This window comes from Streptomyces sp. SP17BM10 (assembly GCF_036322405.1).
GTDB lineage: Bacteria > Actinomycetota > Actinomycetes > Streptomycetales > Streptomycetaceae > Kitasatospora.
On sequence record NZ_JAQYXB010000504.1, the window covers coordinates 33590 to 45915 of the forward strand.

A 12326-nucleotide genomic window follows, 5' to 3' on the forward strand; every position below is an offset into this window, starting at 1 on the left:
AGGAGAGCCTTCCGATGATGTCCCTCGGCCCGCTGCGCGGGCGCATCGCCGTCGCCCGCGGCTACGTCGGCCGCACCGCCACCCTCGCCACCACGGCGGGACTCGCGGCCGGCGCGCTCACCACCGACCCCCTGCCCTTCGCCGTCACGCTCGGCGGCGCCGGGGCAGCCACCGCCTGGGGGCTGATCTGGTCGGCCACCCTTCCGAGCGGCCGCATCCGCGACGCCGCCACCGCCCTCTACCTCGTGGCCCCCGCCGGCGCGGCCGGACTGCTCGTCACCGAGCGCCTGGTCCACGGCCTGCACTGGTGGGAGCTCGCGCTGGACGCCGCATGGGCGGTGGCCACCTGGAAGGTCCGCCCGGCCCGCATGGCCCGCGTCCTGGCCGGCCGCGAACGCTCCCTCACCCCCGAAGCCGTCCAGCAGGTCCAAGAGCAGCAGGCCCTCGTCCCGGCCGGCTCCACCCACCCGATGTCGATCTGGTGGGCGCAGCGGGTCGCCGTCGAGGGCGGCGTCGCCCCCGGCACCGTGCTGACCGACGTCGAGCGCGCCGGCGAGAAGGCGCTGACCGCCCTGATCCGCGCCGCGGTGCCCGGCACGCCGGTCCCCACGATCTCCATCACCGCCCTGTCCGCGCTCCTGGACTGGGACGAGGAGGAGATCCGCGTCGAGAAGGTGGCCGGCCGCGGCGCCGGGGTGCGGCGCCTGCACATCGGCACCGCCGACCAGGTCGCCCTCGACCCGTACGCGCACTGGGTGAAGAACATCGCCCCCAAGGGCATGCCCGGCACGGTCATCACCGGCGTGCGCATCATCGACACCGACACGAAGGAACTGCACTGACATGGGGCTCATCTACGAGCTGACCGTCCAGGCCCCGCCCGGCGACGTCATCGGCTACGACATGGCCCGCCTCGCCGACGCGATGAACATCAAGGACCCCGCCCGCCTGGCCATCGAGACCCACGGCAGCCGGGGCCTGGTCACCATCTACCCCGAAGACCCGCTCGCCGACGTGATCCTGCCCGACCCCGAGTGCCTGGTCATGGACGCCACCGGCCGGATCTGGGTCGGCCTGCACCACAACGGGCGCCGCACCCGGCTGCGCCTGTACGACCCGAAGGCCGGCTCGGCGCAGCGCATGCTGCTCTTCGGGACCACCGGCGCTGGCAAGTCCACCGGCGGGCAGATCATCCTCGCCGCGATGAAGCGCTCCGGGGTCGGCGTGTTCTACGCCGACCTCAAGGGCGGCCAGTCCGCCCCCGAGGCGCGCGGCAACTGCGACTGGGCGGTCTACACGCAGGAAGGCGCCATCGCGCAGCTGCGGACGTTCTGGAACGTCATGAAGGCCCGCGAGATCCGCTACGCCGCGGCGGGCCGCTCCAAGTTCCTGATGAACCGCCCGGACCCGCTGATGTACATGGTGGTGGACGAGGCGAACCGGCTCCTGGAGAAGGGCGCCCCCTACCGGGACGAGGCGACGTTCTACATCAAGGACATCGGCCGCACCGGCCGGAGCCTGGGCATGGGCATCGCGCTGTTCGCGCAGGCCGGCCACCTCGAGGAGCTCGGCGGCTCCGACACCCTGCGCTCCATGCTCAAGGAGGGCGAGGTCATCCTGCTGCGCTGGACCTCCAACCTCATGCGGCAGCTGGTCTCCGACGGCCTGCTCCCGGCCGGGCAGAAGCTCGCCGCGATCCCCAAGTACGCGGGCGCCGTCGAGCTCGTGTCGCAGTTCGACGACACCGAGGCGGACGAGGACAGGCCCGGCACCCAGGGCAGCGGCTACCACCTCTCCGGCCTGCACCCCACCGCCCGCATGCGGTTCTTCAAGGTCGGCTCCGACGTGCCGACCGAGGGCCTGGACCCCGAGATGCTCGCCCTGTACGGCGACGGTCCGCATGCCGTGCTGGAGAAGGAGTCCTGGCAGGACGCGGGCGAGGCCTACGTCGGGAAGCTGGACGGCATGGAGGCCTACCAGGCCGCGTGCCCGGAGAAGTTCGAGGAATCCGAAACCGGCGGCGGTGGCGGCCGGGGCCGCGGCGGTGGCGGCGGCAACCGGGGCGGTGGCGGCGGCGGGGGCGGGCGAGGTGCGCGCAGCGCGCCGGTCCCCGTCATCCCCGTCTCCGCTCCCGAGCCGCGGACCGCCTCCCGGCTCAACCTCACCGACCGCGTGCTGGCGGTGCTGGAGAGCACCGACGGCGAGGACCTGGACGACCTGGAGGTCCTCGCCGCCGTCAACGCCGACGGCGGCCGCAAGGTCAGCCTCGGCGGCGTCCGCAACGCGCTGACCGGTCTGCGCGGCTGACCAGCGGTCAGTCGTCGCAGAAGTTCTCCGCGTCGCAGTTCCAGCAGAACCAGGACTCGGGGACCTCCACGACGTCGCAGCAGTCGCAGCCCTCGCCGTGTACGCGGTTGTCCGCATCGCAGTTCCAGCAGGCGTAGTGCACGTGCGCCACCACGACCCCCTCTTCTCCCAGCCCCGCACCCCAGTGGTGCGGGGCGCAGCCCGAACCTGACGTACCACCAGGCCGGACCAGCAAACGCCACACCCGGCCCGCTCGTCCGCCCAACCCGTCAACGACCCGCCAGGAGCCAACCGTGGCCGTCACCGTCTCCCTCGCCGTTCTCTTCGGCATCATCACCGCCGTCCTCTACCGGAGCCGCGCGGTCGGCTTCTGGCCCGCCGTGGCCCTCGTGCTGTTCGGCTTCACGCTCTCCTCCACCGGCGTCGGCCCGGCCATCAACCAGCTGCTCACCAATCTGGTCACCGCGCTCAGCAACGCCGCCTCCTGACCCGCAACCCTCCCGGAAGGACACCCCCTGTGAACCCCAGCCGCCCCGCTCGTCCCGCGCGCCTGCGCATCTCCGGCCAGGTCAGCACCATCGACCTGCTCATCGCCGAGGCCTCCCACGACCCGCGCGTGCGGTTCCAGCCCTTCACGGGCACCGCCGAGGACGCCGTCACTTCGCTCGCCGCCCACCGGGCGCTGATGGAGCTGCGCCTGCGCAGGGCGCTGCCCGCCGCGCCCCGGCGCTGCGAGCTGCCGTCCGGCCCGGCCCGCGTCGACCTGGTCGCCCTGGACGAGGCCGCGTACCTGATCGGCAAATCCCGCACCGGCAAGCAGTCCCCCGAGACGGCCCGCCTCTTCCGCCAGATCATCGCCGCTGGCCGCACCACCCGCATCAACGACTGACCGCCATCGGCCCCGACCGTGCCCGCCGCCCCACCTGGAGCGGCGGGCACGGCCGTCTGCCGAGCAGTAGCCGCCTTGCTCCCGGCCTCTCCGGGGGCCGCCGGACCCCGCCCGCCAACCGGGCCGGGCCCGGCGGCCCCAGAAGGCGCCGCGGCGCCCCCGCACCGCCCACCCGCTTTCCCTGAAGGAGACCACCGTGCCCGGCACCGACACCCCCTCGAACGTGATCCTCCTGGAGCGCGGCTACGCCCCGACGACCATGGACGGCCAGCTCGTCGCCGTGCCGTTGAGCGCGGACTGCGGCGACGCCACGTGCGTGCCCGCGATCGTCGACGGCCAGGCCACCGCCGTCCCGGTCTTCGACATCTCCGCCCACCTGGACGCCATGAACAAGCGGCTGGCCGAGCACCGCCAGGCCGTCGCCGCCATGAGCCCCGCCCCGGCCCTCGCGCCGGTGGCCGACACGGCCGCCGAGCAGGGCCTGCCGCTGGCGGTCCGCCAGTACGTCCTCTACGGCTCCATCGCCTCCCTGGCGGCCGGCGGGGCGGTGTGGATGCTCGGCGCCGCCGTCGCCGAGGTCGCCCCGCACGCCGACCAGCTCGGCGACCTCCTCAAGTGGGCCGCCGTCCTCGTCGCCGCCGTGGTGCTCGGCGTGGCCGGCCTGCTCGGCAAGCTCCGCTCCGTCACCGCCGGGGCGAAGGGCGCGTCCGCGACGGCCAGCGGCGACGGAGCCAGCGCGACCGGCACCGTCCTGGCGCTGGTCCACCGCACCCACACCACGACCATCGGCAAGCAGTCCGCCGGCTGGCGCGGGGTCATCAACAACCACAACGGCTGAGCCGGTCACCAACCCGATCGGCTACTTCGCACCACACCGCCGGGCCGGCCGCACGACGCGGTCCGCCCTTCTACCGCACCACCACCCAGAACAGGAATCCTGCCGTGAACCAGCCCACCTCCCCGTTCGGACAGCACCAGCCCGGCCCCTCCTCCGACGAGCAGCAGGGCGACACGCTGCGCGAGGCCGCCGCCCGCAAGTTCCGCACCGCCACCGCCCCCGGCGGCTGGCTCGACCAGCGCCGCCGCGACCTGGTGAACGCCATCGACGACTGGGACGACGCCGAGCCCTGGGTCCGCGTCCTCACCTACACCGTGGCCCTCGCGCTCGGCGTCCTGGTCGTCGGAACCGCCGGCGGCGTCATCCTCCAGGCCACGGCCGCCGTCATCGGCGCCGTCCACCTGCCCGAGCAGCTCCCCGGCAGCGGCCTGGCCGCCACCATCACCCGCCCCGTCCACGCCTACCTCGCGGCACACACGCCCGCACCGCTCACCGCAGCCGCCGCGTACGGCACGTGGAAGACCTTCGGCTTCGCCGCCGGGGCCTTCGCCTGCTTCTCCCAGGCCGCGACCTGGCGCCTGGCCTGGACCGCCTGGTCGATCGCCACCGTCGCCATGGTCTGGAGCGGCACCGACCCCGCCGGCCGCACGGTCGCCGTCGGCATCACCGCGGCCGCCCTCGCCACCGCCTCCGCCCTCGCCCTGCGCGGCATCACCTTCAGCCTGCGCCCGCTGGTGATCAACCGGACCGAAGTCCAGCCGCAGATCACCGTCCAGGCCCCCGCGCCCAAGCCCTCCCCCGCAACGGCCCGACTCACGTCGCTGCCGAACCCCTCCGGCCCGTTCGACCAGCGCCACTGACCCGCCCCGGGTGGCGGCCCGCCGGCCGCCACCCCACCACCTGCCCCGCACCGCCGACAGGAAGGCACCACCACCGATGAGCTGGGCGATATCCCGCGAAGCCCGCATCGCAGCACTCTACGAACGGCTCCACCACCGCTCCGCCATCCTGGCCGGCCTCACCCCCGGCAGCTCCTCCCACGCGGGCATCCAGGCCGAATGCGACGCCATCCACGCCGAGATCCGGCGCCTGGAAGGCGCCGTCGGCATCTCCCCCAAGGCCGTCCTGGTCACCATCGGCCTCGTCCTGCTGATCGCCTGGAGCCTGCTCCACCACTGACGACCGGGCACTGACGCTGCCCACCACCGCGCCCCGCCCCCGAGCCAGCCAGGCCCGGCGGTGGGGCGCCGTGGTGCGCGGCGCGGCCGCCCGGCCGACACCGCCACCAGGGAGTGACCATGCCCAAGACCGCCACCGCCACCCCGACCTTCGCCAGCCTGGCCCAGCGCCACGGCCGCGACCTCGCCTACATCGCCCGCCAGCACACCAACTCCACCGTCCCCGACGACCCGACCAGCATCGACGCCACCGCGCTGATCGAGCTCGTGAACGACGCCGCCTCCTTCCTCGAGCTGGCCCGCCACGACCAGGACGCCGAGACGCTCGAATCCGCCGCCCTGCTGCTCACCGAGGCCCACAACGCCGACGACGTCGACCAGCCCGCCCTGCTGCGCCGTGCCGCGCGCCACCTGAGCGACAGCTACGACATGGCCTGCGAACTCGCCGACGAACTCGGCGACGACCACGACTTCTGACCAGCCGCCCCGGCCGGGACCGCCCCCACGGTCCCAGCCTCTCCCCTGCCCACTGACCAGCCAACCGAGAGGCAACCGTGCCCGACTTCGACGTCAAGGTGATCAACACCGACGACTACCCGCTGATCATCACCGTCGACAAGAACAGCGTCGCCAACGTCCACGGCAGGATCCCGGCCGCCACCGTGGCCGGCATCCTGCGCCACCTCGCCGACCACTTCGAGCAGCAGGCCACCGACTGACCCCGGGAGACCAGCAGTGCGCGCGATCGACCTCGACCCGACCGGCGAGCACCACGGCATCCCGACCTTCCCCTGGAAGTTCGGCCCCGAGAAGGAGCGGCTGGCCACCCGCCGCCAACTGCGCGAGATGGGCCTTCGGCCCGGGGGCCAAGCCGTTGCCGCTCAGGTTGTTTGCCGGGGCGGCAAGCGGGTCGGCCACCTCTTCCCGGTCGCTGGCGCCAAGCCGGTGCGGCCGATGACCCCGGCCCGCGCCCGCGCCCTCGCCGCCGCGATGAAGGCCCGGATGACATGCCCGGTCTGCAAAGTCACCTACGACTTCTGCCTGCCGCTGCGCTCACTCGGCTCCTGCCTGCCGTGCAGCGAACTGTCCGACGAGGAACGCGAGCAGCTCGCCGCACTCGCCGCCGCCTGACGATCCCCCGTTCCACCGGGCCGTGACGCTGCCCACCACCGCGCCCCACTCACCAGCCAGCCAGGCCGGGGAAGCGGAGCGCCGTGGTGAGCGGCGCGGCCGCCCGGCCGAACCTTCAGCAACGGACGGAGAACCACCGTGACCGCCACCGACCGCGCCGCCCGCTTCGCCACCGCCTACGCCCTCCTGCGCGCCGCTGGGGCGATCGGTGACATGTGGGTCCAGACCGACACCTGTGCCCGGATCAAGGGCGCCACCGACACCAACCCCGTCATCGACCGCGACGAGCAGGCCGGCACCGAGACCGTGCACGGTACCCGCGAAGGCCAGCTCGCCTGCCTCCACCACTGTGCGACCTACACCGCCACCCAGGCCGGCGCCCTCCTGATCGGCTCGCGCCTGCTGGGCCTGCGCCTGAATCCGGGCCGCGTCGCCGCCGCCCTGGCCCTGTCGTTCGCCACCCACTACGTCGCGGACAGGCGCCGGCCCCTGGCCCGCCTTGCCGAGGCCACCGGCAAGAAGGCCTTCTACGAGCGCCTGTCCCCGATTTGCGGGTCCTTTGAGCTCGACCAGGCGTTCCACCACGGCTGTGAAACGGCCGCTGCTCTCCTTCTCGCCCGCTGACTTCGTCCCGGCGCTGACGCTGCCCACTACCACGCCCCGCCGCCCGTGCCGACCAGGCCCGGGGGCGGGGCGCCGTGGTGCGCGGCGCGGCCGCCCGGCCGACACTCGCCGCCTCCTGGAGGTCCCGTGAACCGCCTGCTCCGTCTCCTGCCCGCCCGCCTGGTGCGCCGCCTCGGCTACGAGCTCGCCCTGCACGACCCGGCCGCCCTGGCCGCCGCCCTGGAGGCCAACCTCGATGCCGCCCGCGCCGGGCAGGAGACCGAGACCCGAACCGCCCTGAGCAAGCTGACCTCGCCGCTGGAGTTCCAGCCCGGCCTGGTCGACCTGCACCAGGAGAGCGCCGACATCGCCGTCTACCTGTACGGCCTCGCGGCCGCCGCCGAGACCAACCTCCACCTCCACGACCCCGCCCAGCGCGCCCTCTACCGGGCGCTGCTGGACACCGTCCGCGCGGCCGAGGAACTCCGCTCCCGCGTGGCCGCCGCCGCCTCCCTCGCCCTGCCCGCCGACGAGAGCACCGCCGAGCTCCAGTACCGCTGACCGTCCGTCCGGGCCCTCGCCCTGCCCACCACCGCGCCCCGCCCGCCCCGCCCGCCAGGCGCGGTGGGCGGGTGTCGTGGTGCGCGGCGCGGCTGTCCGGCCCACACCCGAACCCGGAGGCACCCATGAAGCACGGCACCGCTCATCTGCTCGGCCCGGTCGAACCGGGCGACCTGGTCGTGATGATCGGTTGTTCGGCGAGCGGCAAGTCGAGCCTGCTCGCCGCCGTCCCCGAGCACCAGATCGTCAGCCTGGACCGGCTGCGCGCCGTCGCCTCCGAGCCCGGCGACCAGGACAGCACCGCCGACGCGGTCCTGCTCCAGCACCAGATCCTCGGCATGCGCCTGCGCCGGGCCAGAACGTCGATCGTGGACAACACCTCGGTCGAGCAACTGCACCGCCTGCAGCTGGTGGAGCTGGCACACCAACACGGCCGCCGGTGCAGCGCGGCGTGGGTGGACGCTCCGCTGCCGACCTGCCTGGCCCGCAACGCCCTGCGCCCGGACCACGAGCGCGTGCCCGAGGACGTCCTGCGCTGGCAGCACGCGATGGCCCGCGCCGCCCGCCTCACGCTGCCCGACGAGGGCTTCGACGAGATCCGGCACCACCGCACCGCCTGACCAACACCAGCGACCAACCCGGAAGGGAATCCCCGATGAGCACCAGCACCACCTGGGCCACCGCCTGGCCCGAGGACGTCCTCGCCCGCTACCTGACCGTCGGCGGCGCCCACGTCGACCTGCTGAGGCACAAGTTCCGTACCCGCTACACCCCGCAGGGCCGTCCCTTCGTCAGCGACCAGTGGCGCGAGGTCGACGGCTTCATCTGGCAGTGCCGGGGATGCGACACCCGGGGCGGGGTGGGCGTCTTCGACGACCAGTACCTGCCGAACGAGCGGAAGCAGGCCAACGAGGACGCGAACAGCCACGCCGCCGCCTGCCGCTCGATGGCCCGCCCTGTCCACTGAAGCACCGGAGTTCTCCGGGCCGTGACGCTGCCCGCCACCGCGCCCCGCCGCCGAGCCGTCCAGGCCCGGGGGCGGGGCGCCGTGGCGAGCGGCGCGGCCGCCCGGCCGGACCCACTCCTTGTGATCGGAGAACCGTGGCACCCGAACCCAGCGCCACCCCCGAGTCCTGCGACCGCCGACTGCTGCGGCTGGAGCGGATCGACTCCCCGCTGATCGCCCAGCTCGCCGCCGCGATCGGCCACCTGCGCACCGCCGGCGAGCACACCGACCCCGAACAGAACCTCGCCCACTACCCCGGCCGCACCGGCCGGGACCTGACGAGCTGGGTCGGCGGCAACGTCCAGATGATCGCCGAGCTCCTCGTTCCGCTGATCGCCCCGCACACCCGCGTGGAGATCACCAGCTACGGCGTCCTCCACCAGGACCCGCCGCCCGGTGACGCCCTGACGCTCGACCTGACCACCGCGCTGCGCAATCCCCCGGAGGACCCGGCGGTCCGCGAGGTGATGATCGCCTCCACCGGGCTGGACCAGGTCGTCTACGACTACGTGCTCGCCACCCCCGGTGCCGTCGAGATCGCCGAGCGCACCGTGCTGCGCGTCCTGGCCCAGGCCACCGCCCTGCCCGGCCAGCCGGTCGCCCTGCACGTCTACTGCCGCGGGGGCCGCCACCGCAGTGTCAGCCTGGCCCGCAAGGTCGGCGAACTCTGCCAGGCGCTGGGCGCGAGCGTGAGCGTGACGCACCGCCACGTCCACCTGCCCGTCGTGGAGAACGCCCGATGACCGCCCCCACCTCCGGTCCGGTCGGTGGCGGGTGCGTGTTCTGCGCGGTCAGCGCGGGCCTGGCTCCCGCCCAGGTCGTGCGCCGCTGGCCGGAGACGCTCGCCATCGTCCCGCTGAACCCGGTCACCGACGGGCACGTCCTCGTCCTGCCGACCCGCCACGTCCCCGACGCGGCCTTCGACCCGGTCGTCACCGGCCTGACGATGCGCCGCGCCGCCGAACTCGCGCAGAGCGCCGGCGCGGCGAACCTCATCACGAGCATCGGCACCGAGGCCACGCAGAGCGTCCGGCACCTTCACATCCACCTCGTCCCCCGCCGCGCTCACGACGGCCTCGCCCTGCCCTGGACCGCGGCCGCGCCCGTCGCCGCCGGGACGCAGGCCGTCAGCGACGACCCCACCGGCGCCTGGATCGGAGAAGCATGAAGCGCACCATCCTCCTGACCGCTGCGGCCGGCACCGCGCTGGCCGCAGCGGGGATCGCCCTGCACCTGCGGCGCCCCGCCACCACCAGGCCGGCCTTGGACGAGACCGCGGAGCGGTGGGGCGAGCTGCCCTGCCCGCCGCTGCGCGAGGGCGTCGGCCACTTGCACGACTGGCTCGCTTCCGGTGACTGGACGGACCCCGCCGACGTCCTCCAGGCCCTCCAGGAGCAGGCCCCGGCCCACTTGCTCGGCGACCTGGTCCGCGACCTGGCCGCCGACCTGCGCGCCGCCGGCCACCTCGGGGTCGCTCTCCAGATGGACGAGGCCGAGCAGCTGCTGAGCCGGGCCGCCGACGTCCTCGGCGAGGTCGACTACGCCGACGACGGATCCCCGTGCCCGGACGAGCCGCACGACGCGAACTGCGTCGGCGGGTGCGGCGGCACCGGGATGGTGATGGAGACCATGACCTGGGACGACCAGGGCGACGGCATCTTCGTCCCGGTCCATCAGGAGCCCGTCGACTGCCCGGTCGGCCGCCACCACTACGTCCACGGCGAGAACTGCGAGTGCGGCGGCAGCGGCTTCACCTTCGAGGGCGGCTACCGGCACCGCTGCCTCGCCAGCCTGCCGCCGGCGCCCCGCCTGCTGCCGGATGACGACCCCTGGGCCAGCGTCGTGCCGTACGTCGGCGCGGACGACCGCCCGTTCTGAACCTCCCGCACGGCACAGCGGCCCGCCTGATCGATCAGGCGGGCCGCGGCCTTCCCGGGCACGGCCGACCCTGCCTCTCACAGCCGACCGGCCGCACCCGGGCCATCCCTCCGACACGAGATCAGAAGGACACCCCAGTATGACGACCGCCTTCCTCCCCCTCTCCTCCCCTGCCCTCGCGTCCGAGCAGCGTCGCCAGGCCGCCGCCGCGATCCGCACCATCGGCCGCCTCGCCCCCCGCCCGCACCGCTGCGGCTACGCCTGCTCCAGCTGCGAGGTGGCCTGGGCCGGGCCCGAGGCCGACTGCTGGTCGTGCGGGCGGCCCGCCGACCACGCCCGCAACGACACCTCGCTGCTCCACCGGCTCCTGATCGCCCCCGTCACCGCGCGGAAGGCGGGACCGCGATGACCGCTCCCGTGCTGCCCGAGGACCTCGACCGGCGCCTGGCCGCCGAACTCGTCCCCCAGTGCCCCGCCCCGCCGGCCCGCCGCCGCACCGCGAGCACGACCACGTCGGCGATGCCGCCGGTCGCCGACCCCCGAGCCGCCGAGCACCGCGCCGAACTCCTGGCCGCCCTGCGCACCACCACCCCGAGGAGGACCGCAGCATGAGCACCGACCCCCACGGCCACACCGTGCCGCTGGACCTGATCCTCGGCCCGCACCTGGCCGGCGCCGTCATCCGCCGCGCCGCCAACACCCTCCAGCACGACGACCTGCTGCCCGAGCCGGTCGCGCTGCGCCTGGCCTGCGAGCGCGCCACCGACGGCGACCCGCTCATCCTGGCCGCGCCCGGCCAGATCTGGGAGCTGCGCGCCGACGTCGACCCCGACGACGCCCCCGCCCGCCGCCTGGCCGTCCACCTGCGCCTGGCCAGCCCGCCGCGCGTCTACGTCTCCGACCCGGACGACCCGGCCGGCGACGACGCCGAGATCGACGAACTGCTCCTCGATGTCCTGCACCTCTACACCCTGGCGTCCTGGGACGTCCGGTTCCTCGTCGCGCCGACCGCGATCGGCTGACCGATGCCCAGCGACACCGCTAACCCGGCGACCGTCCTGATCGCCGCCGAGAGCATCGATCTTTCCCCCACCACGACCCGGCAGAACACCGACGCCGCCGTGCGTACCGCCCGCAGCGCCCGCGACGAGGAGGACCTGGTCCAGCTCCTCGACGCCCTCGACCTGCCCCACGGCGGCGACGACCTCGCTCGGCTCCTGCCGCACCTCGCCACCACCCCGGCCCGCGCCGCCGCCGGCCGCCTCGACCAGCCCTCCGGAGGAAGTCCCGTGTCCGACACCCTCAGCAGCTCCCCGGCCATCCGCCCCGAGCAGGCCGACGTCCTGGCGAACCTCGACCCGATGACCCGCGAAGTCGCCCTGTCCATGCGCGCCAAGGGCGACAGCCCGCTGAAGATCCTGGCCGCCACCGGCCTGGACGAGAGTGACCTCCAGCGCCTCATCGCCCAGCACCCCGACGCCGCCCGCGCCGCCGAGCAGCAGGCCTCGCCCTACGGCAGCACCGTGGACGAGCTCCTCGCCTGGGCCGACCAGCACCCGCAGACGAAGATCCGCCGCCTCGCCGAGCAGACCCGCGAGTCGCTGGACAAGCTCCTTTCGCAGCGCGCCAGCGACCAGGCCGTCGCGAAGCACGAGGCCGAGGTCGCCGCCCTCAAGGCCCGGCTGCAGCGCGCCGAGCAGGCCCTGCGCGACGCCAAGGCCGGCAAGCCCACCGCCACCGCCCGCACCGCCAGGACGACCGGACCGGCGAGCGGGGCCGACCTGGCGCAGCCCGCCGACAAGGCCACCCGCGACACGATCCGCGCCTGGGCCACCCAGCAGGGCCACACCGTCGCCGACCGCGGCGTCATCCCCCAGGCCGTCCTGCGCGCCTGGTACGACGCGCACCCCCACTCGCTCGCCCAGGCCGGCTGAC

At 74.3% G+C, this 12326-nt stretch carries 22 protein-coding genes; 21 read left to right on the top strand and 1 reads right to left on the bottom strand.

The genetic code is table 11. The features are described from left to right. Positions 1 to 14: 14 nt before the first annotated feature. Together PUR71_RS08970 and PUR71_RS08975 are read left to right on the top strand one after the other, a co-directional pair. Positions 15 to 842 carry a hypothetical protein gene (locus tag PUR71_RS08970; RefSeq protein WP_329925856.1) on the top strand — a complete coding sequence of 276 codons (828 nt, stop codon included), beginning with the start codon at positions 15 to 17 and terminating at the stop codon, positions 840 to 842. A gap of 1 nt (position 843) precedes the next feature. Beyond that, positions 844 to 2307, top strand: a complete 1464-nt coding sequence (locus PUR71_RS08975) for a transfer protein (RefSeq protein WP_329925857.1) — start codon at positions 844 to 846, stop codon at positions 2305 to 2307. Between the two features lie 7 nt (positions 2308 to 2314). On the opposite strand, the gene PUR71_RS08980 is transcribed toward PUR71_RS08975, so the two are convergent. Next, the gene (locus PUR71_RS08980; RefSeq protein ID WP_329925858.1) at positions 2315 to 2461 is read right to left on the bottom strand and encodes a hypothetical protein; all 147 of its coding nucleotides are present in this window, start codon (positions 2459 to 2461) and stop codon (positions 2315 to 2317) included. Positions 2462 to 2600: 139 nt separating this feature from the next. On the opposite strand from PUR71_RS08980, the gene PUR71_RS08985 reads away from it, so the two are divergent. The 19 genes from PUR71_RS08985 to PUR71_RS09075 all read left to right on the top strand — a co-directional run bounded on the left by PUR71_RS08985 (position 2601) and on the right by PUR71_RS09075 (position 12325). After that, a complete protein-coding gene (locus PUR71_RS08985; RefSeq protein ID WP_329925860.1) occupies positions 2601 to 2795 on the top strand; it encodes a hypothetical protein in 195 nt (64 codons plus the stop codon). A gap of 29 nt (positions 2796 to 2824) precedes the next feature. Beyond that, a complete protein-coding gene (locus tag PUR71_RS08990; RefSeq protein ID WP_329925862.1) occupies positions 2825 to 3196 on the top strand; it encodes a hypothetical protein in 372 nt (123 codons plus the stop codon). Positions 3197 to 3392: 196 nt separating this feature from the next. Continuing rightward, complete coding sequence (locus PUR71_RS08995; protein ID WP_329925863.1) at positions 3393 to 4034, top strand: hypothetical protein; 642 nt, start codon at positions 3393 to 3395, stop codon at positions 4032 to 4034. Positions 4035 to 4138: 104 nt separating this feature from the next. Further along, the gene (locus PUR71_RS09000) at positions 4139 to 4894 is read left to right on the top strand and encodes a hypothetical protein (RefSeq protein WP_329925864.1); all 756 of its coding nucleotides are present in this window, start codon (positions 4139 to 4141) and stop codon (positions 4892 to 4894) included. Between the two features lie 76 nt (positions 4895 to 4970). Further along, entirely contained in the window at positions 4971 to 5213 is a 243-nt protein-coding gene (locus PUR71_RS09005) for a hypothetical protein (protein ID WP_329925865.1), read from the top strand. Between the two features lie 119 nt (positions 5214 to 5332). Beyond that, positions 5333 to 5689 (top strand): hypothetical protein, encoded by a 357-nt coding sequence (locus PUR71_RS09010; RefSeq protein WP_329925866.1) that lies wholly within the window; start codon positions 5333 to 5335, stop codon positions 5687 to 5689. 77 nt (positions 5690 to 5766) lie between these two features. Further along, positions 5767 to 5931, top strand: a complete 165-nt coding sequence (locus PUR71_RS09015; protein WP_329925868.1) for a hypothetical protein — start codon at positions 5767 to 5769, stop codon at positions 5929 to 5931. A gap of 16 nt (positions 5932 to 5947) precedes the next feature. Next, positions 5948 to 6343 (top strand): RRQRL motif-containing zinc-binding protein, encoded by a 396-nt coding sequence (locus PUR71_RS09020; RefSeq protein WP_329925869.1) that lies wholly within the window; start codon positions 5948 to 5950, stop codon positions 6341 to 6343. Between the two features lie 138 nt (positions 6344 to 6481). Continuing rightward, on the top strand, positions 6482 to 6967 hold the full coding sequence (locus PUR71_RS09025) for a hypothetical protein (RefSeq protein WP_329925870.1): 486 nt from the start codon (positions 6482 to 6484) through the stop codon (positions 6965 to 6967). Positions 6968 to 7093: 126 nt separating this feature from the next. Beyond that, entirely contained in the window at positions 7094 to 7507 is a 414-nt protein-coding gene (locus PUR71_RS09030; protein WP_329925871.1) for a hypothetical protein, read from the top strand. 125 nt (positions 7508 to 7632) lie between these two features. Beyond that, on the top strand, positions 7633 to 8127 hold the full coding sequence (locus PUR71_RS09035; protein ID WP_329925872.1) for an AAA family ATPase: 495 nt from the start codon (positions 7633 to 7635) through the stop codon (positions 8125 to 8127). A gap of 35 nt (positions 8128 to 8162) precedes the next feature. After that, positions 8163 to 8474: a hypothetical protein gene (locus PUR71_RS09040; RefSeq protein WP_329925873.1), complete on the top strand. Its 312-nt coding sequence runs from the start codon at positions 8163 to 8165 to the stop codon at positions 8472 to 8474. Between the two features lie 134 nt (positions 8475 to 8608). Then, entirely contained in the window at positions 8609 to 9256 is a 648-nt protein-coding gene (locus tag PUR71_RS09045) for a RapZ C-terminal domain-containing protein (protein ID WP_329925874.1), read from the top strand. Next, a complete protein-coding gene (locus PUR71_RS09050; protein WP_329925876.1) occupies positions 9253 to 9681 on the top strand; it encodes an HIT family protein in 429 nt (142 codons plus the stop codon). The genes PUR71_RS09045 and PUR71_RS09050 overlap by 4 nt, the downstream gene beginning before the upstream one ends. Further along, positions 9678 to 10391 (top strand): hypothetical protein, encoded by a 714-nt coding sequence (locus tag PUR71_RS09055; protein ID WP_329925878.1) that lies wholly within the window; start codon positions 9678 to 9680, stop codon positions 10389 to 10391. Before PUR71_RS09050 ends, PUR71_RS09055 begins: the two co-directional genes overlap by 4 nt. Positions 10392 to 10530: 139 nt before the next feature. Next, the gene (locus PUR71_RS09060) at positions 10531 to 10800 is read left to right on the top strand and encodes a hypothetical protein (protein ID WP_329925880.1); all 270 of its coding nucleotides are present in this window, start codon (positions 10531 to 10533) and stop codon (positions 10798 to 10800) included. After that, positions 10797 to 11003, top strand: a complete 207-nt coding sequence (locus tag PUR71_RS09065; protein WP_329925882.1) for a hypothetical protein — start codon at positions 10797 to 10799, stop codon at positions 11001 to 11003. The genes PUR71_RS09060 and PUR71_RS09065 overlap by 4 nt, the downstream gene beginning before the upstream one ends. After that, the gene (locus PUR71_RS09070) at positions 11000 to 11413 is read left to right on the top strand and encodes a hypothetical protein (protein WP_329925884.1); all 414 of its coding nucleotides are present in this window, start codon (positions 11000 to 11002) and stop codon (positions 11411 to 11413) included. Before PUR71_RS09065 ends, PUR71_RS09070 begins: the two co-directional genes overlap by 4 nt. A 3-nt stretch (positions 11414 to 11416) precedes the next feature. Then, complete coding sequence (locus PUR71_RS09075) at positions 11417 to 12325, top strand: Lsr2 family DNA-binding protein (RefSeq protein ID WP_329925886.1); 909 nt, start codon at positions 11417 to 11419, stop codon at positions 12323 to 12325. Position 12326 lies beyond the last annotated feature (1 nt).

Bases quoted from the DNA above. Each gene is read 5' to 3' on its own strand.
- PUR71_RS08975 (WP_329925857.1), top strand. From the start codon at position 844: ATGGGGCTCATCTACGAGCTGACCGTCCAGGCCCCGCCCGGCGACGTC.
- PUR71_RS09050 (WP_329925876.1), top strand. From the start codon at position 9,253: ATGACCGCCCCCACCTCCGGTCCGGTCGGTGGCGGGTGCGTGTTCTGC.
- PUR71_RS09040 (WP_329925873.1), top strand. From the start codon at position 8,163: ATGAGCACCAGCACCACCTGGGCCACCGCCTGGCCCGAGGACGTCCTC.
- PUR71_RS09005 (WP_329925865.1), top strand. From the start codon at position 4,971: ATGAGCTGGGCGATATCCCGCGAAGCCCGCATCGCAGCACTCTACGAA.
- PUR71_RS08970 (WP_329925856.1), top strand. From the start codon at position 15: ATGATGTCCCTCGGCCCGCTGCGCGGGCGCATCGCCGTCGCCCGCGGC.
- PUR71_RS09065 (WP_329925882.1), top strand. From the start codon at position 10,797: ATGACCGCTCCCGTGCTGCCCGAGGACCTCGACCGGCGCCTGGCCGCC.
- PUR71_RS09055 (WP_329925878.1), top strand. From the start codon at position 9,678: ATGAAGCGCACCATCCTCCTGACCGCTGCGGCCGGCACCGCGCTGGCC.
- PUR71_RS09060 (WP_329925880.1), top strand. From the start codon at position 10,531: ATGACGACCGCCTTCCTCCCCCTCTCCTCCCCTGCCCTCGCGTCCGAG.
- PUR71_RS09035 (WP_329925872.1), top strand. From the start codon at position 7,633: ATGAAGCACGGCACCGCTCATCTGCTCGGCCCGGTCGAACCGGGCGAC.
- PUR71_RS09010 (WP_329925866.1), top strand. From the start codon at position 5,333: ATGCCCAAGACCGCCACCGCCACCCCGACCTTCGCCAGCCTGGCCCAG.
- PUR71_RS09075 (WP_329925886.1), top strand. From the start codon at position 11,417: ATGCCCAGCGACACCGCTAACCCGGCGACCGTCCTGATCGCCGCCGAG.
- PUR71_RS09070 (WP_329925884.1), top strand. From the start codon at position 11,000: ATGAGCACCGACCCCCACGGCCACACCGTGCCGCTGGACCTGATCCTC.